General features: G+C 44.4%; 26 protein-coding genes and 1 riboswitch. Of the genes, 23 read left to right on the forward strand and 3 right to left on the reverse strand.

Annotation, left to right across the window (positions count from 1 at the left end; all coding sequences use genetic code 11):
* The 5 genes from F0342_RS18100 to F0342_RS18120 form a co-directional block, all read left to right on the forward strand.
* A partial coding sequence (locus F0342_RS18100) for an integrase core domain-containing protein (RefSeq protein ID WP_149157256.1) occupies positions 1 to 245 on the forward strand: 245 nt, incomplete at its 5' end.
* Positions 246 to 450: 205 nt separating this feature from the next.
* The gene (locus tag F0342_RS18105; protein ID WP_149157257.1) at positions 451 to 1641 is read left to right on the forward strand and encodes an MFS transporter; all 1191 of its coding nucleotides are present in this window, start codon (positions 451 to 453) and stop codon (positions 1639 to 1641) included.
* 132 nt (positions 1642 to 1773) lie between these two features.
* Positions 1774 to 2217, forward strand: a complete 444-nt coding sequence (locus F0342_RS18110; protein WP_149157258.1) for a GyrI-like domain-containing protein — start codon at positions 1774 to 1776, stop codon at positions 2215 to 2217.
* Positions 2218 to 2702: 485 nt separating this feature from the next.
* Positions 2703 to 3086: a hypothetical protein gene (locus tag F0342_RS18115; RefSeq protein ID WP_149157259.1), complete on the forward strand. Its 384-nt coding sequence runs from the start codon at positions 2703 to 2705 to the stop codon at positions 3084 to 3086.
* A gap of 94 nt (positions 3087 to 3180) precedes the next feature.
* Positions 3181 to 3687 (forward strand): DNA topology modulation protein, encoded by a 507-nt coding sequence (locus tag F0342_RS18120; RefSeq protein WP_149157260.1) that lies wholly within the window; start codon positions 3181 to 3183, stop codon positions 3685 to 3687.
* Positions 3688 to 4117: 430 nt separating this feature from the next.
* Here F0342_RS18120 and F0342_RS25000 read toward each other — a convergent pair whose 3' ends face one another.
* On the reverse strand, positions 4118 to 4291 hold the full coding sequence (locus F0342_RS25000) for a hypothetical protein (RefSeq protein ID WP_188048601.1): 174 nt from the start codon (positions 4289 to 4291) through the stop codon (positions 4118 to 4120).
* Positions 4292 to 4503: 212 nt separating this feature from the next.
* Entirely contained in the window at positions 4504 to 4719 is a 216-nt protein-coding gene (locus F0342_RS18125) for an IDEAL domain-containing protein (RefSeq protein WP_149157261.1), read from the reverse strand.
* Between the two features lie 358 nt (positions 4720 to 5077).
* Positions 5078 to 5275, forward strand: a riboswitch (cobalamin riboswitch).
* A gap of 278 nt (positions 5276 to 5553) precedes the next feature.
* Between F0342_RS18125 and F0342_RS25525 the strand changes: the two genes are divergently transcribed.
* From F0342_RS25525 to cntE, 18 genes are all read left to right on the forward strand, one after another.
* The gene (locus F0342_RS25525; protein ID WP_262481797.1) at positions 5554 to 5676 is read left to right on the forward strand and encodes a hypothetical protein; all 123 of its coding nucleotides are present in this window, start codon (positions 5554 to 5556) and stop codon (positions 5674 to 5676) included.
* Positions 5677 to 6792, forward strand: a complete 1116-nt coding sequence (gene mmgD, locus F0342_RS18130) for a citrate synthase (RefSeq protein ID WP_149157262.1) — start codon at positions 5677 to 5679, stop codon at positions 6790 to 6792.
* Positions 6793 to 6894: 102 nt separating this feature from the next.
* Positions 6895 to 8328, forward strand: coding sequence for a 2-methylcitrate dehydratase (prpD, locus tag F0342_RS18135; protein WP_149157263.1), 1434 nt, complete (start codon positions 6895 to 6897; stop codon positions 8326 to 8328).
* Positions 8329 to 8346: 18 nt separating this feature from the next.
* Complete coding sequence (gene prpB, locus F0342_RS18140) at positions 8347 to 9261, forward strand: methylisocitrate lyase (RefSeq protein WP_149157264.1); 915 nt, start codon at positions 8347 to 8349, stop codon at positions 9259 to 9261.
* 105 nt (positions 9262 to 9366) lie between these two features.
* Positions 9367 to 11082, forward strand: a complete 1716-nt coding sequence (locus F0342_RS18145) for an acyl-CoA dehydrogenase family protein (protein ID WP_149157265.1) — start codon at positions 9367 to 9369, stop codon at positions 11080 to 11082.
* A gap of 15 nt (positions 11083 to 11097) precedes the next feature.
* Positions 11098 to 11985 carry an NAD(P)-dependent oxidoreductase gene (locus tag F0342_RS18150; RefSeq protein WP_149157266.1) on the forward strand — a complete coding sequence of 296 codons (888 nt, stop codon included), beginning with the start codon at positions 11098 to 11100 and terminating at the stop codon, positions 11983 to 11985.
* Between the two features lie 16 nt (positions 11986 to 12001).
* Positions 12002 to 13456, forward strand: a complete 1455-nt coding sequence (locus tag F0342_RS18155; RefSeq protein WP_149157267.1) for a CoA-acylating methylmalonate-semialdehyde dehydrogenase — start codon at positions 12002 to 12004, stop codon at positions 13454 to 13456.
* Between the two features lie 88 nt (positions 13457 to 13544).
* Positions 13545 to 14330 (forward strand): enoyl-CoA hydratase-related protein, encoded by a 786-nt coding sequence (locus F0342_RS18160; protein ID WP_149157268.1) that lies wholly within the window; start codon positions 13545 to 13547, stop codon positions 14328 to 14330.
* Positions 14331 to 14344: 14 nt separating this feature from the next.
* Positions 14345 to 15415 carry an enoyl-CoA hydratase/isomerase family protein gene (locus F0342_RS18165; protein ID WP_149157269.1) on the forward strand — a complete coding sequence of 357 codons (1071 nt, stop codon included), beginning with the start codon at positions 14345 to 14347 and terminating at the stop codon, positions 15413 to 15415.
* A gap of 423 nt (positions 15416 to 15838) precedes the next feature.
* Entirely contained in the window at positions 15839 to 16684 is an 846-nt protein-coding gene (locus F0342_RS18170) for a histidine racemase CntK family protein (RefSeq protein WP_316252629.1), read from the forward strand.
* Complete coding sequence (locus F0342_RS18175; RefSeq protein WP_149157271.1) at positions 16684 to 17487, forward strand: SAM-dependent methyltransferase; 804 nt, start codon at positions 16684 to 16686, stop codon at positions 17485 to 17487. The genes F0342_RS18170 and F0342_RS18175 overlap by 1 nt, the downstream gene beginning before the upstream one ends.
* Entirely contained in the window at positions 17487 to 18803 is a 1317-nt protein-coding gene (locus tag F0342_RS18180) for an opine metallophore biosynthesis dehydrogenase (protein WP_149157272.1), read from the forward strand. Before F0342_RS18175 ends, F0342_RS18180 begins: the two co-directional genes overlap by 1 nt.
* A gap of 44 nt (positions 18804 to 18847) precedes the next feature.
* On the forward strand, positions 18848 to 20440 hold the full coding sequence (cntA, locus tag F0342_RS18185; RefSeq protein ID WP_149157273.1) for a staphylopine-dependent metal ABC transporter substrate-binding lipoprotein: 1593 nt from the start codon (positions 18848 to 18850) through the stop codon (positions 20438 to 20440).
* Between the two features lie 51 nt (positions 20441 to 20491).
* Complete coding sequence (gene opp1B / locus F0342_RS18190) at positions 20492 to 21424, forward strand: nickel/cobalt ABC transporter permease (RefSeq protein WP_149157274.1); 933 nt, start codon at positions 20492 to 20494, stop codon at positions 21422 to 21424.
* Positions 21425 to 22324 carry a staphylopine uptake ABC transporter permease subunit CntC gene (gene cntC / locus F0342_RS18195; RefSeq protein ID WP_149157275.1) on the forward strand — a complete coding sequence of 300 codons (900 nt, stop codon included), beginning with the start codon at positions 21425 to 21427 and terminating at the stop codon, positions 22322 to 22324. It abuts the gene before it with no gap.
* Positions 22321 to 23127, forward strand: a complete 807-nt coding sequence (cntD, locus tag F0342_RS18200) for a staphylopine uptake ABC transporter ATP-binding protein CntD (protein WP_149157276.1) — start codon at positions 22321 to 22323, stop codon at positions 23125 to 23127. Before cntC ends, cntD begins: the two co-directional genes overlap by 4 nt.
* A 1-nt stretch (position 23128) precedes the next feature.
* Positions 23129 to 23875 (forward strand): ABC transporter ATP-binding protein, encoded by a 747-nt coding sequence (locus F0342_RS18205; RefSeq protein WP_149157277.1) that lies wholly within the window; start codon positions 23129 to 23131, stop codon positions 23873 to 23875.
* Between the two features lie 37 nt (positions 23876 to 23912).
* Positions 23913 to 25106: a staphylopine family metallophore export MFS transporter CntE gene (gene cntE, locus F0342_RS18210; RefSeq protein WP_149157278.1), complete on the forward strand. Its 1194-nt coding sequence runs from the start codon at positions 23913 to 23915 to the stop codon at positions 25104 to 25106.
* A 95-nt stretch (positions 25107 to 25201) separates the two neighbouring features.
* Here cntE and F0342_RS18215 read toward each other — a convergent pair whose 3' ends face one another.
* Positions 25202 to 25990: a sporulation protein gene (locus F0342_RS18215; RefSeq protein WP_262481812.1), complete on the reverse strand. Its 789-nt coding sequence runs from the start codon at positions 25988 to 25990 to the stop codon at positions 25202 to 25204.
* Positions 25991 to 26237 lie beyond the last annotated feature (247 nt).

Consider the following 26237-nt stretch of genomic DNA (forward strand, 5'->3'; position numbering starts at 1 on the left):
GCGCAAAAAAAAGAGGCATTATCACAAGCATGTCCCGACGAGGAAACTGCTTTGATAATGCCGTCATCGAATCCTTCCACTCCTCTTTAAAGTCAGAAGAATTCAGCCCTCTGGATCGAGGGAAACTAACCAACCATACAGTACGAAAGAAAATAGAATCGTACATGTATTATTATAATTATTGTCGTCCTTTTACAAAATTAAACTGCCAGACTCCGGTAGAATTTAGAGTCAAGGCAGCTTAGGTGTTTTATTTAGTCTTATTTGACTGTGTCACTCCAGATACCCTGTGGCTTTTTTGATCTAGCTACGGCGGCTAGAGGCTCGAGGTCATAAGCTAAACATGCAAAAAAGGAAAAAGCGCCTTTCCGGCATATTCATCTTATGCTTGTCGCCTCTGAACGAGCCGCCTCCGCTTTTCTATTAGCCTTATGTTTATGAGAGGACGAAATGATAAAGACAAAAAACAATATTTATCTGCTATATTTATATATATTTTTTGCCCAGTTATTCTTTGACCGGGCGTTGTGGGTCATCTACCTTGGCGATAAGGGGATGACATTTGGTGAAATCGGTATATTGGAGGCGTTTCTCCATTTAGCCATCGTCCTGTTTGAGGTTCCGACAGGGATGATCGCAGATTTGTATGGGAGGAAGGTCAGTCTGGTGATCGGGAATGTGTTCAGTCTCCTTTATGGGCTGTTCATGCTGATGAGCGGTACGTTTTCGATGTTTACCTTGGCCTTTCTATCCATGGGTCTCATGGTCACCTTTCATTCCGGCGCCGAGCAGGCGTTTGCTTATGACACGTTGAAAAATGAAAAGCGTGAGAAGGATTATACGAGGGTAATTGGAAGCATGACGGCCATTTCCCTCTTATCATTGAGCCTTGCCAAATTCCTTGGGGGATTCATGGCAGAGATCAGCTGGGAATGGGTATACGGTGCAACCATAGTTACCCATGTCCTTGCTGTGATTCCACTGTTTTTCATGAAGGAACCGGAACGTGAAAAGACGGAGGATATCGGCGGACGATGGTATAACCAGTGGGTTCATCAATTTAAATTAGGGGTTGCCGTTTGGAGAAATAACAAGGTCATTCACCAGCCTGTTGTGCTATTCATCTTAGCGAGTGCAGTCATGGTGATCATGGTGTTCTACGGACAGGAATACTTCATTCAATTAGGTTACTCCCCTGTTGTCGTGGGAGCTGTGTTTACAATTGAAGGGTTCCTTGGCGTCGTGATGGCGAAGATCGCTTACAGGGTGGAGGCGCGATTTAAGTTCTTTAATATTTTATATTATGGCTTAGGTCTTTTCCTCTTCTTTTTCATCCTGTTCATCTTCGCCACGGACTGGGCGATCCTGTTATCGTTTCTGATCCTTGCACAGCTCTTGAGTCTGTTCGAACCGATCTTCAGCTCATTCGTGCAAAACTTTCTGCAGAGCAATATCAGGTCAACTTTCCTTTCCCTGATCGGATTAATGGAGAGCTTCGTCATCATGATCAGCTTTCCGATATTCGGATTTGCCATTGAACGTACGGGGTTTACCGACGGGTTTGTGGGCCTGCTTCTGATTTTCTTCGTGCTGGCAGGCGGGTATTTGGTTGGTAAGAGATTTATTGAACGGATAAGGTAAAGAAGGAGCTTCTCACATTTAGGTGGGGGGCTTTTTTTATCATCAGAACAGGGAAATTATGTTAAAATTAAGAGGTTAGAACTCAACTAGGGGGTCAAAATGAAACTATCCTAAATAAAAGGAGAGATTAATGTGCATGGTGAAAAAATGAAAAAAACGTTCCGAGTAGTAGGGCTAAAAGGGGAAGGAGCTTTCACTGATTTTAGCACGGAGGTACCAAAACGTGCCCGGCAATTTCTAGAGAGGTTACATGAAATCGAATCCGTGCATGGTCCTGAAGTCACCCTTTATGAACCTAAGAGGGATACGGACCATTTGGAAGGGATCTATTATGTCGGGATCATGGTGGACGAAGCCCTCACAAAAGTTCCGGTGGGAATGGAATATATCGAACTGGACGATGAGTATGTTACGGCGAGTGGGAACGTACAACAAATTGGCGAGCTTCATAACGATCTTTTGAATTGGATGGATGACCAGGGATATAAAAGGAAACCTGAGTCTTATATTGTGGAGACCTATCATCCTTTGGAAAATGGCGAGGAAGAAGTAGCGATATACTTACCTATTCAATAGTAGGATTCTCCCCACGTCATTTTTCAACAAAAAGATCATAAAAAGAAAAAGTGGATCTTAAGCCGTGAAACCGGTTCATATATTGGATGAGAGGATGCTTATCTACTCAAATAAGCTCATTGATAATCATAAACGTGATATTTTCATAGGTTTTGATCAAAAACAATTGAAGGGGTGTTTAGTTGAAAGATTATTATGGTCCTTATTTTAGTAGGTTCATGGAGCCCCGGGGAAAGGCACCTTGGCTTTTGGTGAAAAAGGATACCAACGGGAATGTCTCTGTGGTTTTTTTTAGAATAGCTTAAATATACATGACCTATCTTATCGTGTGACCAGAAAGGGGGAATTTCGTGTTTTTATTTATCGCATTTGCGCTGCTATTTCTAAATGTGGCGTTTCTTATATTAAAGCTAGTGGCTCCTTATTCTGAAATGATGAACTCTTTTAAAACAGTGAATGGATTTTGAAAAGCTCAAGTGGCTTGTTTGGCTTTTGTCTTGCTCTTCGTATTTCTCCATTTTTCAGGGGAGGAGAGGGCCAAATGGCATACTAGCCCTGACTATGTTTCAGATGGCAATTTGTATTTAGGTGATGAGAAGGGGAGCATCGAATACAATTCATTTGTGATGGAGGAAGAAAACTTTGAAACGAATCTGATACTTCCTGAGAAAGCCGTAGGTGCAGATAAAGTGCGCCTTCTGTTCACTCACGATGGCCGCGGAAAAAAAGCACCGATCGCGTTACCGCATTCTCGGGAGAAGGAACAACCAGTGACGCTGTGGTTTCCTGACAGTGGGAAATGGAGAATGGATATTGAAATTAATGGTTCCGTCCATTCTTCAGTTGTGTTGCCCGTCAAAGAGAAATAACCGAATCACAGGGATAGGTCCCTTGGCTTTTTTCCGGAATAAGAGCCAAAGGGCCTGTCCTTATGGTCTTGAGAAAGAGAAAAAGGAGGTCCCCATGAAAAAGGTTGTACTTATTGGTTCAGGTGGATCGGGGAAATCTACACTGGCAAGGCAATTAGGTGAAAAACTAAAGATAGATGTTTATCATCTTGATGCGATGTTTTGGAAACCTAATTGGGTTGGTGTTCCAAAGAATGAGCAGAAAAAAGTTCAAAATGATTTAGTTAGACAAGAAGAATGGATCATTGATGGGAACTATGGCGGGACCATGGAGATAAGACTGAATGCAGCAGATACCATCATCTTTCTCGATATTTCCAGAATAATTTGTGTCTACCGTGCTTCCAAAAGATTGTTGAAGTACATAAATAAAACAAGACCGGATATGGGGGAAGGTTGCGAAGAAAGATTTGACTTAAAATTTTTTAAATGGATATGGAATTATCCGAAAACCAGCAGACCGGAAATTTTAAATAGACTTAAACAATTGCCTAAAGATAAACAAGTCATCATGTTGAAGTCACCAAGAGAAGTTCAACAGTTCTTGGAAAAATTAAGATGACTTTATTTATCTAAAGGGAATGAACGTCGTGAATTGCAAATTTTCATTATCTTATCAATCCTTTGTAGGGTTTCATTAGGAGCTTCATTTTCTTCTTGTTCAAAGTATTTTTTGAAACAGCCAAAGAAAATTTAACACGCTGGCATGATTACGATGGAAAGTGGCATGATTATTATCATTTCGGCACGATAAATCTGAAACTGGCATGATTATCCGAAATCATGCTTGAAAGTAGCCTAAACCGGCATGATTACCGCGTAAAGATTACAATTTTCTTTTAAATCGCTTGTTTTTTTATACATAGTTGTTTTCACTTGGCGAATAGCAGGTTCAAATTAGAAAATCTTGAACACTCCCTGCGCTTCTTGAATTAAAAAGCAACCCAAAAATGGCTTGGTTCAAACCTCAAGCCATTTTTGGGTTGAACCAGCTATTCATTGATCTGTTGTTGCACCTGTTGGATTTTCTGTTGTGCTTTTTCAAGTTCGCTTTGAGCAAAATGACACGCTTCTGCTTCAGTACTGTTTGAATTAACTTGCTTTAAATGAAGATGTGCTTTATGGATAATATCTTGGGCTTCTTGTAATTCGCTTTTAAAGTTCATAGCCGTTCATCCCTTCATTAACTTTTTCTCCATTATCATGCGCAAGTCTTTAGTGAATTACTCACTTCTTATCATTGGGAGAGGATCATGTATCTCTTTCAGGTGAAAATGAAAAAGGAGAGAAACTCCTGCCAAATTCAGCAAGAGAATTCTCTCCTTTTCATTATCCATAAAAACCAATGGCTTATTTATATCTAATCAATCGTTTAGCGTTACATCTTTTCCTCGTGATCTTTACGGATCTGATTTAACTCCTCCGTGAACCGCAGGAATTCTTCTTTGTTTCGATCACGTAATGATTGGTCGATTTTCTGTTCGAGTTGCTCTTTCCGGAAAGTTAGCAGGGCCTTGTCCAAAATCATTTCTGCAAAAAGAGAGTCTATGCCGGGTACCTCGGACTGTGGTGAATTTAGCAAATACTTCTTCATGAAAAATCAACTCCTTGACCTTTTTTATATTATACTAACCATTATCTCAATATTCAAACATTTTAATCGAAAAAAATAAATTAATTGAAGGGAAGGAAGTTGGAATCAAGTTTCATTTAAGATTTTGTTAAGTTTGCTTTTCACTATTCAGTTACTAATCCTCGATGTTAAAACCGCCATTTACTCAGGTTTCGTATCAAAATTAATGAACTTTAAAAAATATTTCCCCGTGGCTTGGAAGTATTTAGCTGATTAGCTTGTTCCATACAAAAAAACTTCAGATTTAAAAAGGAAAATATATCAAACAATAAAATTGTTTGTAATTTTTAGAAATATTTGATATGTTTGATTGGAAAACTGAATACGTGTAGAAGCAGGTGTAGAGGGATATGACGATCCTCTACTTAATAGGGAAGTTCGGTTAGAGTCCGACGCTGTCCCGCAACTGTAATTGGGAGCGATTCGAAAAAGCCACTGTCTTTAGAAATTTGAAGATGGGAAGGTTCGGAGAGTGATGATCATAAGTCAGGAGACCTGCCTGTTTCAGCACACATCAATACCTACGAGGATAGGGGGTGTTAAGTGCGAACGAGTGATCAACATTTTTTGTTTTGGCTTTTTGGGGGAACAGAAAATGTTTATTTAAGCATCAGTTCGATCTTAACAACTTCTTTTTAGAAGTTGTTTTTTTATTGTCCATTTTTAAACAAGACGGATTCGAGGTGAACTTCTTTGTATGGAACAGTTGAGTATTTTACCGATTACTTCAAAACGTGCATTATGAACAACTTCAGTGGAGAAAAGCCACTTATGCTTCCTTCTAATTATCAGCGATTGACAGAAGAAATCATAATGCGGATAGAAAAAAGAGAAGAAAAAGAAGTTTGTCTGAGTAATCTTGAAAGGGCTTACAACAAAATAAATGATGAGTTATTTGGAGATAGGAGGAAGAGATGATTGGAAGCTAAAGAAAAATTTTTCCCCGGACTTGATGGTGTTGTTGCAGCAGAAACAAAGATCTCGTTTTTAGATACGATACAAAGTGAAATTGTCATCCAGGGTTATGACCTTATTAAACTATCACAATCTAAAGAGTATATGGATATTGTCCATTTACTGCTGGAAGAGAGTTTACCTGATTCTGCAGAGAAAGAAGCTCTGGAAAAGGTGTTGAAAGGTGAATATAAGATACCTGGGGAACTGATTGAAATATTCAAACAGCTTCCTGGAAATACACATCCCATGGATGGGCTTAGAACAGGAATTTCAGCTCTTGCAGGATATGACAACAAACTCGATGATCGTTCATTACCCGTGAATAAAGGGCGGGCTTATCAACTTCTTGGGATGGTGCCCAACGTTGTGGCGAATAGCTATCGGATCATTCAACAAATGGAGCCGATCCGTCCAAACGAAGATCTATCATACAGTGCAAATTTCTTTTACATGATCACTGGGCGAGTCCCTTCTCTACTGGAAGAAAAGATATTTGACCGCTCTTTAGTCCTTTATAGTGAGCATGAGATGCCGAATTCCACTTTCACGGCAAGGGTGATCGCGTCTACTCATTCTGATTTATACGGTGCCTTAACCGGTGCGGTGGCTTCCTTAAAAGGGAACCTGCACGGAGGAGCGAATGAAGCGGTTATGTACATGCTTAATGAAGCAGGCAGTGTGGAAGCATTTGAAGAGTTGCTCGAAATGAAAATGATGAAAAAAGAAAAGATCATGGGGTTTGGGCATCGCGTGTATATGAAGAAGATGGACCCGAGAGCATTAATGATGAAGGAAGCGTTAAAAGAACTATGTGATGTAAAAGGCGACCACCTTTTATATGAAATGTGTGAAGCCGGTGAGAGAGTAATGGAGAGAGAGAAAGGAATCTATCCGAATCTTGATTATTATGCAGCTCCGGTCTATTGGATGTTGGGGATACCGATTCCACTATATACTCCAATCTTCTTTAGTGCCAGAACAGTCGGACTTTGTGCGCATGTTATTGAGCAGCACGCCAATAATCGACTCTTCCGTCCGCGAGTACATTATACAGGCGAGCGACGTGTATTTAATTAAACAACTGGGGAGTTGTAACGTCGCCCACCTGATGAAAATGGATATTTTGGCGAATACCCATTTATATCATAAATAACTTTTAACAGAAAAGGAAGGTATCTCATGCTGAAAACGAACGAAACGACGAAAACCGATGTGTTATTGGAAGAAATAGCCGATTACGTATTAGATAGAGACATCACAAGTACGGAAGCATATGAAACGGCACGCTATGTATTGTTTGATACGCTTGGATGCGGAATTCTCGCTTTGAAATACCCGGAATGTACAAAGCTTCTGGGACCTGTCGTACCCGGGACAATTGTACCGAATGGGACTAGAGTGCCAGGTACATCGTTCGTCCTTGATCCTGTGAAAGGGGCATTCAACATAGGGTGCATGATCCGCTGGCTGGATTACAATGATACGTGGCTCGCTGCGGAATGGGGACATCCATCTGACAACCTTGGAGGCATCCTTGCAGTAGCGGATTATGTAAGCCAGGTACGGATTTCGGAAGGGAAAGAACCCTTACAAGTTCGGGATGTGCTCGAAATGATGATCAAGGCCCACGAGATTCAGGGAGTACTGGCTTTGGAAAATAGCTTGAATCGTGTAGGTCTCGATCATGTTCTATTTGTGAAAATCGCAACGACAGCTGTTGTAACGAAGATGTTGGGTGGATCTCGTCAGGAAATCATTAATGCGTTATCGAATGCATGGATTGACAATTCAAGCTTGCGAACATATCGACATGCACCCAATACAGGCTCGCGAAAATCCTGGGCAGCAGGAGACGCAACAAGCAGGGGCGTTCACTTGGCAATGATGGCTGTAAAAGGCGAGATGGGCTATCCAACCGGACTTTCAGCACCTGGATGGGGATTCCAGGATATACTCTTCAATAAAAAAGAATTGGTACTGGGCCGTCCACTTGAATCGTATGTAATGGAAAATATACTGTTCAAAGTATCTTATCCGGCAGAATTTCATGCCCAGACAGCAGCCGAGTGTGCGGTAAAGCTCCACCCATCAGTGATTAACCGACTTGACGAAATCGATGAAATCAGGATCATGACCCATGAATCAGCTATACGCATCATTGATAAAACAGGTCCTCTCCATAATCCGGCGGATCGCGATCATTGTTTGCAGTACATCACAGCCATCGGATTGCTTAAAGGCGATATCAAAGCGGAAGATTATGAAAATGAAACAGCCCTGGATCCAAGAATTGATTCCTTGCGTGAAAAGATGACCGTGGTAGAAAACAAACAATACAGTGAAGATTACCTTGATCCGAGCAAGCGCTCAATCGCAAACAGTGTACAAATTCGTTTCACAGATGGATCCGTTACCGAAAATGTAGAATTAGAGTTTCCATTAGGACACCGATTCAGAAGAGACGAAGCGATTCCAAAGATTAAGGAAAAATTCATGAACAATATCAAGACCCACTATTCAAGCAAACAACAGAAATTGATTGAAGAAGCCTGCTATGACAGGGACACATTAGAAAACATGAAAGTGAATGAATTTGTAGATTTGTTCATCTAGAAAAGGAGGATGACCAAGATGGCATGGATTGTAGACCAACCGTTAGCACAAACAGAGCTTGCCGACCAATTTCAAAAAAGTATGTCCAGTGAATCCATTTTGCAAATACCTGGCGCTCATGATGCGATGGCTGCCCTCATTGCAAAGGAGGCGGGTTTCTCAGCGCTTTATTTATCGGGAGCCGCTTATACAGCAAGCAGGGGACTCCCGGATCTTGGGATGCTGACGTCAACTGAAGTTGCAGAACGCGCCAAAGACCTTGTTCGTGCTACTAATTTGCCGGTATTAGTCGATATCGATACGGGATTCGGAGGATATCTGAACGTAGCACGTACGGCTAGAGAAATGGTGGAGGCCCATGTAGCTGCGGTTCAATTGGAAGATCAGCAATTGCCTAAAAAGTGCGGACATCTAAATGGGAAACAACTCGTATCTCCGGAAGAGATGGTTCAGAAGATCAGGGTGATCAAAGAGGTGGCTCCTTCATTAATTGTCGTAGCGCGTACGGATGCCCGCAGCAGCGAAGGACTGGAAGGTGCGATAGAAAGAGCGGCTATGTATGTAGAAGCAGGTGCCGACGCAATCTTCCCTGAAGCCCTTGAATCTGAAGAAGAGTTTCGACTGTTCCGAAACCGAATCCGAGTTCCACTTCTTGCTAACATGACAGAGTTCGGGAAGACCCCTTACCATACTGCTGAAGAGTTTCAGGACATGGGTTTTCAGATGGTCATTTACCCTGTGACTTCATTGCGGGTGGCGGCGAAGGCATATGAACGGATCTTCCAGCTAATCAAAAAGGAAGGCACTCAAAGAGAAGGAATCCAGGACATGCAGACTAGAAGCGAGTTATATGACACCATTTCCTATTATGACTTTGAAAATCTGGATAATGAAATTGCAAAGACTCTCCTAACCGATGAACATAAATCGTAAAGCACAAATGGTAAAAGGGAATCGTGATTCGCATCAATTGTAGGATGTAATCGATTCAACGCTTTTGGTAAATAGGTATAACAAGTCAAAGCGAGGAGGAAAGGGATGGGCGAAGCAGAACTTCAAGCTAGTGAACGTTTATTTACTCATCATGGAGAGGAAGATGAAGTATTTACTCCGGAAGATTTTAATGAGGAAGGTCATCTCATATCGAAAACAACAGAACGATTCGTCAAAAACGATGTAATTCCCTTGCTTGATTCGATTGATCATCATGATTATGCCAACGTTAAAAAATTGTTTAAAGGAGCAGGGGAGCTCGGCTTGCTCAGTATTGAGGTTCCAGAATCGTATGGTGGCCTGTCACTGAACAAAAAACTTTCAGGCCTTGTAGCAGAGAAGATGGGATTTGGCGGTTCGTTCAGCGTATCCTTTAATATTCATGCAGGTGTAGGTACACTTCCATACGTATATTATGGAACAGAGAAGCAAAAACATATGTACCTGCCAAAGCTCATATCGGGAGAATGGATTGGAGCCTATGCTTTAACGGAACCTGACGCAGGATCGGATGCACTAAAGGCTAAAACGACTGCAGTGTTGAACGAAGAAGGGACATCCTGGCTGTTAAATGGTGAAAAACAGTGGATAACCAACGCACAAGTGGCGGATGTCTATGTCGTCTTTGCCAAAACCGGTGACGGCATGACTGCCTTCATTGTAGAGAGGTCTTTCAATGGGGTTTCAGTTGGCCCAGAAGAGAAGAAGATGGGGATAAAAGGATCTTCGACCGCCACTTTAATCTTGGAAGATGTCAATGTGCCGTCACAGAATGTCCTGGGAAAAGTTGGGCAGGGACATCATGTAGCGTTAAACATTTTAAACATGGCGCGGTTGAAGCTCGCCTTCTCGAACATCGGTACATCGAAGCAGGCACTGAAGCTTGCAGTGGGCTACGCGAATCAGCGTAAGCAATTTGGTAGACCAATCATCCGTTTTTCCATGATACAAGAAAAGATTGCGGATATGGCGATTTCGATTTATGGGGCGGAGAGTGCCGCATACAGGACGGCTGACAGCTTAGACCAAGTGTTGGACTCCGCCGCCCCCTTAGATGATCGATTGAGAGAACTCGCACACTACGCAACAGAATGTGCAATCAATAAAGTAAACTGCTCCGAAGTCCTTGACGGGATTGTAGATGAGGCCGTACAGATTCATGGTGGGTATGGATACATGCAGGAATATGAGGTGGAAAGACTTTATCGGGATGCACGGATAAGCCGGATTTTCGAAGGAACCAATGAAATAAACCGACTGACGATTGCTAAGCTTTTGATCAAAAAAGCATACCAATCTGCCGATTCAAGGAAGGAACACCTAATCCATAAGCATATAAACCGAAATCAGGAATACATCCACTTGTCTAAAATGCTTCTCGACAAATCTTTGAGAGCACTTACACATTTCCACATTAACATCCAGCAGGAACAAGAATATTCCCGCTTGCTCGCCAACATGATGAAAGAAATCTATGTGATGGAATCTGCGTTCATTCGCACAGAAAAAGCCATACAAAAGAACGGGATAGACAAAGAGCTATTGAAAACGAACATGACGAACATCATCTGTGAAGAGGGTTATCGAAGAATGGAAGAGATGACAGTCTTGATCTTATCGGGAACAGAAGCAGATGAAGCCCGCAGAAAAGGGATATTGGATGAAATCAAAAGTCTTCCTGTTCCCCTTTACAGGAATCTGTTTATTCAAAAGCGGGAAATCGCAGAACGCGTGTCTGAACATGAAAAATATATCGTGTGAACGGAGTGAAGTCTTGTGAAAAAGATCGGATTTATCGGTTTGGGCAATATGGGTCTACCTATGTCGCAAAATTTGCTTCTGTCTAACTTTACAGTGTATGGAATGGATCTGAATAAAGAAGCTGAGTTGTCCTTTCTTAAATCGGGAGGTACGGTCGGCGTATCGCTTGATGAGATGGTTGAACGATGTGATGTAATCCTGACAAGCCTTCCATCGACAAACGCAGTGGAGGAGATTTTCTTGGGGGAAAAAGGACTCGTTAACATCTCGGGTCCAAGTGTTATGCTCATCGATACGAGTACGGTAGCTCCAGAACTGAATAGCCGGATAGAAGAGGCGGCTAAGAAAAAGGATGTGGAATTTCTGGCGGCACCAGTCAGCGGGGGTGTAGTAGGGGCAGTAAATCGAACACTCACTTTCATGGTCGGTGGTGTAAGGTCTGCCTTCGATAAGGCACTGCCTGTATTCAACGCGATGGGTGAGAATATATTTCATGTGAGTGAAAAGATCGACAGCGGTACAAATACGAAGCTCATCAATAATCTACTGATCGGATTTTATACAGCGGGTGTAAGTGAAGCCCTCCATCTTGCTAAGAATAGTGATCTTGATCTTGAAAAATTGTTCGAGATGCTCAACGTCAGTTATGGACAGAGCAGAATCTACGAGCGCAATTATAAAAGTTTCATAGCTGATGATACTTATGAGCCCGGTTTTTCTTTAAAGCTGCTGAGGAAGGATCTCGGGTTTGCTCTTGGACTTGCCGAAAAAAACAACGTGGAACTGCCGGTCAGCAAAATCCTCTTCGACCTATATGAAGAAGCCGAAAAGAACGGTTGCGGTGAAAAAGACATGTCCATCCTATACAAAAAAATTAGTGAAAAGACGACGACCATTTTATAAGAAGGGGTGAGAATAGATGATTACAACAAATATTAAAAAAATGCAGAACAACATCAACGGAGAATGGGTAGATTCTACCGGAACGGATGTTGAAGAAGTAATCAATCCTGCGAATGGAAAAATCATTGCCTATGTACCTCTATCGACGAGAACGGATGTCGATCACGCCGTACAGGCCGCTCAAAAGACGTATGAGACTTGGACATTAGTCCCTGTGCCGAACCGGACAAGACTATTATACAATTACTTAAGGGTTCTTCAAGAACAGAAAGAACAATTGGCTGAAATCATCACGATGGAAAATGGAAAAACGCTAAAGGATGCTCGTGGAGAGGTTCAGCGAGGGATAGAAGTCGTTGAGCTTGCGACTGCGACACCAACTCTAATGATGGGAGAGTCACTACCTGGGATTGCGGATGGAATTGATGGTTCGATTTGGCGTTATCCATTAGGAGTCGTTGCAGGAATTACACCTTTTAACTTTCCGATGATGGTACCACTTTGGATGTTCCCACTTGCGATTTCCTGTGGAAATACGTTTGTTCTGAAGGCATCAGAAAAAACTCCGATCCTAGCAGGTAAACTTGTAGAGCTGTTCTATGAATCAGGTTTCCCTAAAGGTGTCCTTAACCTCGTACACGGAGCAAAAGACGTGGTGAACGGTTTACTGGAGAACGAAGACATCAAAGCCATTTCTTTCGTTGGTTCCGAACCTGTGGCAAAGCATGTTTACCAAACGGGTACAGCTAACGGAAAACGTGTCCAGGCACTTGCCGGTGCAAAAAACCATGCTGTAGTCCTATCGGATTGCCAGCTTGAGAAGTCGGTTCAAGGCATTATCGGTGCCGCGTTCGGCAGCAGTGGAGAACGCTGTATGGCGTGCTCAGTCGTTGCAGTCGTAGATGAGATCGCTGATGAGTTTATGGAAATGCTCGTTTCTGAAACACGCAAGCTGAAAACAGGAGACGGCAGGTCAGAAGATAACTTTGTAGGTCCCTTGATCCGGGAAGTTCACAAAAACCGTGTGCTCCATTATATTGACACCGGGGTAAGAGAAGGGGCTTCATTACGAGTGGACGGACGGGATCCTGAAGTAGGGGAAGGATACTATGTCGGGGCGACCATTTTCGACCATGTGAAACCGGATATGAAAATATGGCAGGAGGAACTCTTCGCGCCAGTATTGAGTGTCGTACGAGTAAAAGACCTTGATGAAGGAATCAAACTCACCAATCAATCCAATTTTGCCAATGGAGCTGTTATCTATACGTCGAGCGGCAAAAGTGTCCAGAAGTTTCGCGATAAAATTGATGCCGGCATGATCGGTGTGAATGTCAATGTGCCAGCTCCAATGGCATTCTTCTCATTCGCCGGAAACAAAGCATCATTTTATGGAGACCTTGGAACAAATGGAAAAGACGGTGTCCAATTTTACACACGGAAGAAAGTAGTAACAGAACGCTGGTTCTAAACCTGACTGTAGGATCCCTCTATTTGTAGGATATAGGCATTTAGAGGGATCTATTTATCTTGAAATCTTTCAACTGGAGGGAAAAATCTTGAGTTACACATACGCGACGATTAGAAAAGAAAATGATATCACAATGGTTACATTGAACAATCCGCCGGCGAATACATTATCTTCTTCCTGTATCACCGAATTGCGTTCCCTTTTCCAGGAACTGGTCAGGGATGATGAAACAAAAGCCATCATCCTTACAGGGGAGGGCCGTTTCTTCGTTGCGGGAGCAGACATTAAAGAATTCGTATCTAAATTAGGGGATCAGGAACAGGGGTTGGAACTGGCGAAAAATGGTCAGGCTCTTTGCGATGAAATCGAAGGTCTTCAGAAACCTGTCATTGCCGCGATAAATGGGCCATCTCTTGGGGGAGGCCTAGAGTTGGCGATGAGCTGTCATTTCAGAATCATGTCAGATCATGCTACGGTTGGTCTTCCTGAATTAAAGCTTGGGCTGATTCCGACTTTCGGCGGCACACAACGGCTTCGCAAGATAACAGATACAGCAACCACACTGGATATCATCCTTACAGGGAGGACCCTCTCTGCAAGAGAAGCCGTAGATCTTGGGATAGCTCAGTTAGCTGTAAAAGAAAGTGAATTGTTACAGACGGCAAGAGCAATTGCAACTTCGTTTGTGGAAGGGAAAAGCATGACCAGTGTGATGCGGGCAGTGGAGTGTATTGTACAGGGCAGTAACGTAAGTATGGAACAAGGATTAGAAAAGGAACGTAGAAGATTTGCTGAGTTGTTCCTGACAGAGGATGCGAAAGAAGGGATTCACGCATTCATCGAAAAACGCAAACCAGACTTCACACATTCATAAAAGGAGGAGATAGAATGTCCGACGAAGTATTGTTTTCCGTTAACCCAAATGGTGTTGCTACGATTTTACTTAATCGCCCGAAAGCACTCAATTCTCTATCTCATGAGATGGTCATCGCTATCGGTGAAAAATTAAGAGAATGGAAGAGAGACAATAGTGTATCAATCGTCGTCATGAAAGGTGCGGGTTCAAAAGCGCTATGTGCAGGCGGTGATATTAAATCACTCTATGAAGCGCGTTTGTCTGAATCCGCACGGCGAAAAGCAGAGAATTTTTTTGCTGAAGAATATGAGGTCGATATGGCCGTGTATCAATTTCCGAAGCCAATCATTGCCTGTTTAGACGGAGTCGTAATGGGTGGGGGCGTTGGTCTAACATATGGGGCTAGTCATCGCATTGTAACGGAGCGGACAAAATGGTCGATGCCCGAGATGAATATCGGTTTCTTTCCGGATGTTGGCGCAGCTTACTTCTTAAATAAAGCTCCCGGGCACGCAGGTCGTTATCTCGCTTTAACGGCCTCAGTCATACAGGCTCAGGATGTTCTATATGTAAACGGTGCAGACATTTATATGGAAAGTGAGGCATTAGAACGTTTTATTGAAAAAGTGGATAATACGGATTGGCGTCATGTGAAGGTGGAGGATATTCTTGATCAACTGATTGATGAATACAAAACATATTCATCTAATGAAAGAAAGATTGCCCCTATTCAAAGTGAAATCGATCGGCATTTCGCGTTTGAGACAGTTGAAGAAATTCTTCAATCCCTCGACAGTCAGACAAGCGATTTTAACTTGAATGTGAAGAAATTGCTCCTTTCAAAGTCCCCTTTTTCATTGAAGATCACGTTAAAACAAATGATTGACGGCAAACAAAAGACAATGAAAGATTGCTTTGCAACCGATCTTCTTCTAGCCAAGAACTTCTTAAAACACGGAGACTTTTATGAAGGCGTTCGGTCTGTCCTCATTGATCGGGACCAGTCACCGAATTATGAGTACAAACATATTTCAGACGTTACGAACGATGTGGTGGATTCATTTTTCAAACCGATTTCTCCTGTTTCAAAAGTTGATAATTGATTTAATTCTAGTCATTGAGTAGTTAAAAGAGATGCTTAATTTACTGAGGGACTACCCGCTTGGAATTGAAAACGACAAAGTCTATGGGTGAGGGGTCTGTCTGACTGCAATAAAAGTGAAAATGTAGACGGAATCTGCCTTCCCCTCACTATGTAGAGGGGAAGGTTTCTTTTTGATGCTAGCTAGAAGACCCCCTGATAGAAAACAAGATATGAGGGTAGCCCCTTTTTCCTAATTATGCTTATTGGATAAAATCCGATTGACAGAAACTAAAAAAAGTCATAGCATAATAAAGGTAAATCGTAATTATTACGCTTTAATGCCGTTCCTTATATTTTTTTACATAATAAATCGTAATGGTTACGAATTAATGATTTATCCTTTCAGTATCTCATTACCAAAAGAAGCAGAGGGGTCGAAATAATGCAGGAGATCGAGTTTATCAAATTCAACCCGACGGAGAATATGACGGTACTTGTAAAGACCAAACACCTCAAAGAAGAATATCATCAGATTGCGTCAAGGCTTATGGCATATGACAGTTTATATGCTGAACAGGTGGGGTTCATTGAAGAGTCAAAGAATACGGGTGCGGATACCAGACTGCAGATGGCCGGGGGAGAATTCTGTGGGAATGCCTGCATGTCGTTGGCTGCCTTCATTGCTTCGGGAAATGCGCTGCCCCTCGGTTGTTCGACCACCATCCTGATGGAGGTCTCGGGCACCGACGAGTTAGTCCGGTGTGATGTGAAGAATGATATGGGCTTGTACCGTTGCAGCATGACAATGCCTATTCCCGCTAGGATCAAGAAACAAATGTGGGTGGTGGATGGAAAAGAACTTCCCGTCACGATGATCCATTATCAGGAGGCGGTTCACGCTGTATGGGAAGCGGGACAAGTGGACCCTTCATTGCGCCGGTCGGCGGAAACACTTGCGCGAATGATCAAGTCGTCCTATGAAGGGAATCTGGTCGGTGTTTTGCTCTATGATCCCCAAACCCACGAACTTGCCCCCCTCATCCATGTACCGGATGTAAACAGCATGATGTGGGAACGGGGGTGCGGATCAGGGACCGGATCATTGGGTGCTTATCTTGCATGGAAGCAGAAACGCTGCATCTCGTTGCAGGTCAAACAGCCAGGAGGGGAAATGCATGTAACCGCAGATTGGGATGAAGGGTCCATAACAGCGGTCAGGATTGAGGGGACCGTCGGGATTGTAGCAGAAGGGAAAGCATTTATACACATGATTGAGGAGGTTATATGATGAAGGCGAGCAAGACCTTTGAAGAAGATCTGCGCATCTATTTGGAACGATTTGATGAAGCCATTCAAAGAAATAGCCTTATGGAAGAGGAGGCTGTGGCGTTAGAGGAATTAATCAACGAGTATTCACGATTCATTCTTAATGAAGAGTACATAAAGAGGTGGGATCAGTTAGCGGATCCACACCTGGTAGATCAGTTAAGAAATCTATCCGCCTTATCCGTGGCCAAGATGGAGAAGTATCGGGCCCGGAAGCTATTGAGGGGAGATGGAGTGATAGCAGATTACTTTCAAAACATCGAGTCCTGCATTGAAGAGGAGTTCGGGCAGTTTCAGGTGACACGGGAATCGACTGTACTCCTTGTCGGCTCAGGTTCTTTTCCGATGACACCGCTCCTTATTGCGGGGCGCACATGCTCGAAGGTAATCGGGATCGACATTGACGAAGAGGCGGTCACCATGGGACGGCAGGTTGTTGATCGGTTAGGCAAGGGTTTGAACATCACGCTGGAATTTTCGTTAGTAGAACAGCTCAGAGATCTCAAGGAAGTGTCGCATATCATCTTCAGTTCGACGGTTGAAGCGAAATATGACATCCTGGATCAGCTATATGAGCTGACCAATGAAGAGGTAGTTGTGTCGATGAGGTACGGTGATGGTCTGAAATCCCTCTTCAATTTCCCTTCCCGTGAAGTAGATAAGAAGAAGTGGAGAATAGCAGAAAATAGTCTGCGTCCCCAGCAAATATTTGATATCTTAATCTATGAAAAAAATCGTCCCGCTAAAAGTCAGGAGGGTAATTGATGAAAATGGGTAAACGGGTGCTGGTCATAGGCACTGGACCCGCTTCGTTGCAACTTTGTATGATCGTAAAGAACCACCTGGGATGCGAGGTGGGGCTCGCAGGGAGGAATTCCGTCCGGTCGGAATCATTTTTTAAATCGTTAAAGATGAATGGAAATCAGATTCGGGTGTCCGTTCAAAATCACCAGAATGAGAGATTACAAGGTGAATGCCTGATTGATCATGTGTACCGCGGTCTCGACACGATAAGGGGAGAGTGGGATGTCGTCGTATTGGCCGTCACTACAGACGCGTATCTGGACGTGCTCCACACTATTCCGAGGGAAGTATTCAAAGACGTCCGGTCGATCGTATTGGTTTCACCGACTTTCGGATCCAATAGTCTTGTGAAGCATGATCTGGCTGACGTCCAACCCGAGGCGGAAATCATCAGCTTCTCTACTTATTTAGGAGATACGAGGTGGATGGAGAGGGATCCTTCTCACCATATCGTTACGACGGCGGTGAAGAATAAGCTCTATATCGGATCGACCCATCGTCAATCGAAGACGGTTCAAAAACTGATTTCGTTAGGGCAGGAGCTCGGGGTAGAGTTAGTGCAGACTGAATCCCCATTAGAGGCAGAAACACGCAATATTTCCCTCTATGTCCATCCTCCGCTCTTTATGAATGATGTGACACTGCAGGAGATATTTGACGCGGGACCTTCCATGAAATATGTGTATAAGCTGTATCCCGAAGGACCGATCACCCAGCATCTGATCAGGGATATGCTAGCCCAATGGCAGGAAATGATGGAGATCCTGAAAAGAGTGAATATCAAGCCACTCAACCTACTTCGATTCATGACGGACGATAACTATCCAGTAAGATTGGAAAGCTTATCAAGGAGTGACATTGAAGAGTTTGAACAGCTGGATAGTATACATCAGGAGTATTTACTATACATACGCTATACCTCACTGTTGATCGATCCCTTTTCCACTCCTGACGAGGCAGGGAGGTATTTCGACTTCTCGGCCGTACCGATCAGGAAGATGTACAGGAACTTAGAGGGCGAGCTGGATATTCCGAGAATGCCTAAGGAGGATTATTACCGGATCAAGATCATCCAGGGGATTGCTCGTTTCCTGGAAGTACAGAGCCCTACCATTGACAAGCTGATCAGGACCTATGAGGACAAGCTGGCAGAAGTCGCGGTAGTCCATCATGATCAAAAATTTTCCGAAGCCTTTTCCATTCGAAGCTTCGAAGAGGATTTAACGAGGATTACTAGTGAGATGGGAAAAGAGTGGGTTACAAAATTTAAATCGTAATGATTTTGTTTTATAGAGAGAGTACAAAAGGAGAGAAAAATGGGATGAAGAAGAGATGGACATTAAGCGTAATGATTCTTTTGATGATGATCCTCACTGCCTGCGGAGCGAAAACAGAAGGTGAACAGGACGCAGATAAGGATGAACTGGTTTATGCGACAGCCAAGGATATCAATGATATGAACCCTCATTTATACACGGGGTCTATGGCGGCTCAGGGAAAAGTGTATGAATCATTGGTTGAAAATACAGAGGATGGCATCCAGCCCCTGCTTGCTGAGTCCTGGGAGATTTCAGATGACGGCAAGGTGTATACATTCCATCTTAGGCAAGATGTTACCTTCCATGATGGGGAGCCGTTCAATGCCGAGGCAGTGAAGAAGAACATTGAAGCGGTACAGCGGAATGCGGAGAAGCACGCGTGGATCAAGCTTTCCACTAAAATCGAGGAGGTTCGGGTCATTGACGAGCATACGGTGGAACTTGCCCTGTCTGAATCCTATTATCCTGCCCTTACAGAGCTTTCGATGACAAGGCCTTATGTGTTCCTGTCACCCAATGACTTCAAGAATGGAGAAACGAAGGATGGAGTGAATGGTTATCATGGCACCGGACCTTATATCCTCGGGGAACATAAGGTAGACGAGTTCGCCCGGTTTAAAGCAAACGAAGACTATTGGGGAGGGGCGCCTTCCATCAAGGAAATTACGGCGAAGGTGCTTCCTGCAGGGGAGACGACATTCCTGGCTTTACAAAAAGGGGAGGTCAACTTTGCCTTCACAGATGATCGCGGTGCAGACAGCCTGAATGTGGAAGCGATGAACCAGCTGGTCGATTCAGGAAATCACCAGGTCGAAAGAAGTGAGGCGATGAATACGAAGATGATTGTCGCCAATAGCAGCAAAACGGATAGTCCCGTTACTGAGACGGCGGTTCGGGAAGCGATCTGGTACGCCATTGACAGGAAGACGATCTCAGAAGATATTTTGGACGGGACGGAAACAGAAGCCCATACCTTATTTTCATCCAATGTCCTTTATGCAGATATTGATCTGGAGAAGAGGGACTTCGATGTCAATAAAGCTAAAAAATTGTTAGAAGAAAATGGCTGGAAGTCCGGTGGTGATGGAGTCCGTCAAAAGGATGGCCGTCCTTTGACCATGAAGCTATATTATGACGTCAATTCACCTTCTCAAAAAACAGAGGCTGAATTCATCCAAAGCTCATTGAAACAAATCGGTGCGAGTCTTGAAATCGTCGGTGAGGAATCCACATCCATCGCAGGTAGACGATCAACAGGTGAATATGACTTATTATTTAATCAAACATGGGGTCTCGCGTATGATCCGGTCAGTACGATCGCGGCGTTCACTTCCGATGCTTCTTACCTTCATACAACCAAAGGCATCAGGCAGGCGGATGAACTTTATAGAAAAATCGAAGAAGTGATGGTGGCGACGGACGAAGGAAAGAGAAAATCCCTCTATAAGGATATTTTAACGATCGTCCACGATGAAGCCGTATTTATCCCGATATCGAATGGCCGGATGACGGTGGTGGCTCCTGAAGGATTAAAGGGCGTATCATTCAAACAAACACAGTTTGAGCTGCCATTCGAACAGATGAGATTCCAATAATGAAAAGGGGAGTAGTTTCCCTATATTGGAATATCCGAGAGGAGGATTGACTTGATACGCTACATCATTAGAAGATTGTTGATTTCGATTCCGGTCCTATTGATGATCTCCTTTTTAACCTTCGTGTTGATGAGTCTGTCCCCCATGGATCCGGCTGAGGTCGTCCTCAAGTCCCAGGGGGTACCGGTCATTACGGATGAACTGAGGGAAGAAACGAGGGAGGATCTCGGGTTTAACCAGCCCTTCCTCCTTCAGTACGGGGACTGGCTGTTGGACTGTCTCCGATTGGATTTTGGAACGTCCTTTGTTACGGGTCAGCCGGTATGGTCGCTCCTTGGACCGGCTTTAATCAATACAGTGAAATTGACGCTCATTTCATCTGTTGCGGTCATGGTCCTGTCGGTTCTCCTTGGAGTGATCTGTGCATTGCAGCAGGACAAAGCGGTGGATCAGTTTGTCAGGGGCATCTCGTTCTTCTTGACGGCCATGCCTTCCTACTTACTGGCATCTTTATTGATCTGGTATTTTTCCGTGAAGCTCGATCTATTTCCGACAAATGGCATGGACTCCTATACAAGTTACATCCTCCCTGTCCTGGTCATTACCATCAGTTATGCGGGGATATACTTCCGGGTCGTCCGAAGCTCGATGCTCCGTCAATTAAGTGAGGATTATGTACTTTATGCCAGGGCATGCGGCTTGAAGGAATGGCGAGTCACCGTCTGTATCATACGTAACTCCCTACAGGTCGCCATTTCGGTCTTCTGTATGGCTGTACCGATTATATTAGGGAGTACGGTCGTCGTGGAAAGTGTGTTTGCCTGGCCGGGAGTAGGAAGTTTGAGTATCAGATCCATTGTCAGCAGGGACTTTCCGGTCGTTCAGGCGTATGTACTGATTGTGGCGGTGGCATTCGTGATGTTCAATGCCATTTCTGACATCTTGAATGCCGCTATGAATCCTAGAGTAAGGAATGATCATTAAATGAGACAATTAACGAATTTACGTCATGATAAGCTGGCGATGGTATCGTTGATCGTCATTTTCCTGACCCTTCTGAGTGGTCTGTTTGCGCCATTCATTGCTCCACATGATCCTGCGGAAGTCGATATGGGCTTACGTTATGCACCCCCTTCATGGGATTATCTGTTAGGGAATGACCATTTGGGACGCTGTATCTTATCGAGGATCCTTTATGGCATCCGGCCGAGTGTCTTGTGGGTGTTGCTGGCACTGGCCATTTCCGTGGTGATCGGGGCGATCGTCGGTTTCCTGTCGGGATATTTCGGGGGAAGAGTGGATGCGGTTCTGATGAGAGCCTGTGATATCATGCTGTCGTTTCCGGGATATGTCATGGCTCTTGCCATTATCGGTGTACTTGGGGTCGGGCTTGAAAATATATTGATTGCCTTTATTGTCACAAAGTGGGCCTGGTTTGCCCGGGTCATCCGGACTTCGGTCAAACAATTTACGGAATCTGATTATGTGAAGTATGCAAGGGCCATCGGGGTGGGACACGGCAGGATCATGCTGAAGCATATCGTACCCGTGACGTTTGCCGATATCGCGGTCATTTCCAGCAGTTCGATTTCCTCGATGATTCTGCAGATTTCAGGTTTCTCATTTCTCGGATTGGGGGTCCAGGCCCCTACTGCGGAGTGGGGGATGATGCTGAACGAAGCCCGCTCCGTGATGTTCACCCGGCCGGAGCTACTGCTTGCACCAGGGGTTGCTATCATCGTCATTGTAATGGCCTTCAATTTTCTCTCGGATTCCCTGCAGATTGCATTGGATCCAAGGAGCCGGGGCACAAAGGTTCCCAGGAGGAGCAACCTGCCATTTATCAACCCGGTATCAAGAAAAGAGGTGGCTGAATCAAAATGAATATTCTCGAGGTAAACGGACTGTCCATCGTCGATGAAATTACGGACCAATGGCTTGTGAAGGATAGCTCCTTCCACGTGAAGAAGGGGAGGACACTCGCCATAGTCGGGGAAAGCGGAAGTGGTAAATCCCTGACATGCCGGTCGCTGATGAGGTTGAACCAACCATGGCTGAAAGAAACCGGGACCGTCCTTTTTAAAGGGGAAGATCTCCTTACCCTTTCGAAAAAAGGAATGAGGAAGAAACGGGGCAAACAGATGTACATGATCATGCAGAATGGGATGACCGCATTTGATCCATCCCGTGTCATAGGCGTTCATCTACGTCAGGCGACAACGGAACATTTCAACTGGTCTAAAAGGGAGACGGAACGAAAACTGAAACTCGCCATTGAAAGCGTCATGATCAAGAATCCCGACGAAGTGCTGAACAAATATCCTCATCAATTATCGGGAGGTATGCTCCAGAGGATCATGATTGCTCTTGCCCTTATCTTGGAACCAGATCTCATCATAGCCGATGAGCCGACGACAGCACTTGATACCATCACCCAGTATGAAGTGGTGAATCAGTTGATCGAGTTACGGGAAAGAATGGGGTGCTCCATGATCTTCGTCTCCCATGATCTGGGAGTGGTCCGTCACATAGCAGATGATCTATTGGTGATGAAGAACGGCAGGATCATTGAACGGGGGAAGGCTCAATCGGTGTTCAGAGAGCCGGAAAAGGAGTATACGAAATATCTGGTATCCACCCGGAAATCGTTGAGTCACCATTTTAACAGTCTGATGGGGAATCCTTAATATGCTGAACGCTAATCATGTAAACAAATCATATCAACGTGGAGGCCTCTTTTCGAAAGAGAGGAAGCAAGTGCTGACTGATGTCAGCTTTGAAGTGAAGCGAGGAGAATGCCTGGGCATCATCGGGGAAAGCGGCAGCGGCAAATCAACACTGGGGCGGCTCCTGATTGGGATTGAAAAGCCGGACCGGGGAAACGTTACCCTTGATAGTGTCGATATAGCAAACATTAACCGACGAATCGGGAAGATCAGCGCGGTGTTCCAGGATTACAAATCCTCCATCAATCCATTTTTTACAGTGGAGCAGGCCATCCTTGAGCCTCTTGAGCTGCAGAGGATATCAGAGGATCAACAGACCAAAAAGGTCGACGGATTGTTGAGTGAAGTTGGGTTGCCTCATACATTCAAGCATAAATATCCCCATGAATTGTCCGGTGGAGAGATTCAAAGGGTGTGCATCGCAAGAGCAATCTCCACTGAGCCTTCTTGCATCCTCTTTGATGAGGCGATCAGTTCCCTTGATGTGTCGGTTCAATTACAGGTATTGGATCTCCTCCGGAAACTGAAAGAAACACATAGCATTACTTATGTGTTCGTCACCCATGATATTCAGGCAGCTGCCTATATCTGCGACCGCATCCTCATTTTTCGCCACGGACAGGTGGAAGAGGTGGTGGAAACTGAGAGCTTAAAGGACGTTCAATCCGATTATGCGAAACAGCTGTTGCGGGCATTGGTCACGTTTTAGTCCCGAAAATCATCAAGATGTCAGGAGGCGATAGACAGTGTATGGAGCATTATCGTGGCCATTCTTACGACTATATTTGGTAGTCCTTTGTTATTTCAGTTCCAACGCCATCCTGAATGTGCTCATCCCCCTTCAAGGAAAAGAGTGGGGAGCAAGCAACACGACGATCGGACTGGTGATGGGGGCATATCTATTTACGACGATGTTCTTCCGTCCCTGGGCTGGTCAGATCATTCAAAAGTACGGACCGACCCGGATCCTGCGCATCATCCTGATCCTGAACGGGCTTGCCCTTGCCCTATACGCTATTTCTGGCCTGGGAGGCTATTTAGTGGCACGGATGCTGCAGGGGGTGGCGACTGCCTTCTTTTCCATGGCCATGCAGATCGGGATCATTGATGCACTGCCTGAGAAAGACCGGTCGCAAGGGATTTCGCTTTATTCTTTATTTTCCTATATCCCGGGAATCCTTGGTCCGCTACTAGCCATCGGAATCTGGCAGGAAGGAATGGATTCATTCGGTTACGTTATGATTGGGCTTGCCGTTGTGACGGGCTTATTTGGGTACAGCGCCAAGTTGGAAACGAAAGAAGATGAACCGATACCTGTAATAGATGGAAAAGGGGGAAAGATGCTTGCATCCTTTTCCCAATTGGTGGAAAATCCTTTCTTATTTAAATGCAGCGTACTCATGCTTGGTTCTTCAATCATTTTCGGGGCAATCACCACCTTCATCCCACTATACGCATTACAGATGGAGAGTGGAAGTGCCGGTGTATTTCTCATGCTGCAGGCTGCAACCGTTGTGTTTGCACGGTTCACCTTGAGAAAACATATTCCATCTGACGGTAAATGGCATGCCCCCTTTGTCATGGGGACCATGCTTCTTCTAGCACTGGCAGCCCTATGCATCAGCTTCTCACAGATGTTCGGCAGCGTCCCGTTCTATGTGGGGGCTGTCGGGATCGGAATGGCTCAGGCGTTGATTTATCCAACGCTCACCACGTATTTATCTTTTGTGCTTCCGAAAGTGGAACGGAATGTCCTTCTGGGGCTCTTCATTGCAACGGCCGACTTAGGAGTTTCCCTTGGTGGGGTGCTGATGGGGCCACTTGCCGATCTCTCGTCTTACTCGTTCATGTATGGGATGTGTGCCATATTGGGGGGCATGATGACCTTCTTTTCTTTCAATAGAGGCAAAAGGGTATCGGTAAGGGAGGAAACATCTTGATATGTTCAAGAGGTGGAAGTTCAAGTCAATAGAAATAAACGATCAGGGATTTATAGCCCCTGATCGTTTTTTAGTGGTTATGTTAATGTTCTTGGTTAAAGAACCTCATCAATAATCTCTTCAAACACATCACTCACACAGCTCCTCTTAAGCAGGATTTCCTGGTTATTGAGTGTCACATTTCCTCTATGTTCATCCAAGTTGAACTTTTCTTTTAAGACCGCCATCGATCCTTTGCTGCGTTTGTCGATTTCGAAGTAGATGGTGGAATCGTGGTCGCCCTGAAGGATATAGACTTCGAGTTCGTCGAGCTTCCGACTGTATTTGCCGAAGGATGGAGTGAATTCATATTGCTGCACGAAAGGACGATTCGTTTTCACCCATGCAGGGGCGTTCTGACTCTCCATCTGCTTGAATTTAAACCCGATGACCTTGATGGCATCCATAATATTTTCATGTACGGTTGTCGGGGCAACGGATATATAATCCCTGTCCTTTGGGTCAACAGCATTCTTGATATCGACACCCGTATCAATCCAGACTGGTGGAACACTCTTCTGCGTTTCAGGGTGTATCATCGTGACCGGCGTATCCAGAGGGACCTTGAATGAGAATGGAATGTGCTTTTTTTCTCCCTTAGAAATAGTGAAGGGCTCATTGAGCTGGTGGACTTCAACAACGGCAGGTGACAGTCGATCTCCACCTTCATGACCGAACATCGTCATCAGCTTCAGATCGATCGATTCGATTCGCTGATCCGAATTCCCGCCTTTCACCTCTACGACTCCCTCGAGCAGCTCACCCTGCTGAATATAAGCCCGCTTCACCTTCGTATCAACTGTGGCGGAACCAATCCCAATACTCGCAATCACTTTATTGAACATGGACAAGTGCATTCATCCCCCTTCTTATTATTCCTATCGTAGCATAGATTGTCAGATTGAGAGGAAGGGGAAGTGTTCAAGATATATGAACACTTCCGATAAGCATCTATGATTGTCACGCCGCCGGAAATGCGTTACGCCAATCAGATTCTCCTTATTAGACTAATGTATGAAACGCGTTTCATAGCAAGGGGAAAATAAAATAATGAGTCAAGCAGCTGGGCCTGTCATGTAAACTCCAATCCTC

This window comes from Bacillus sp. CH30_1T (genome assembly GCF_008364765.1).
In the GTDB taxonomy this organism is placed as follows: Bacteria; Bacillota; Bacilli; order Bacillales; family Bacillaceae_B; genus Rossellomorea.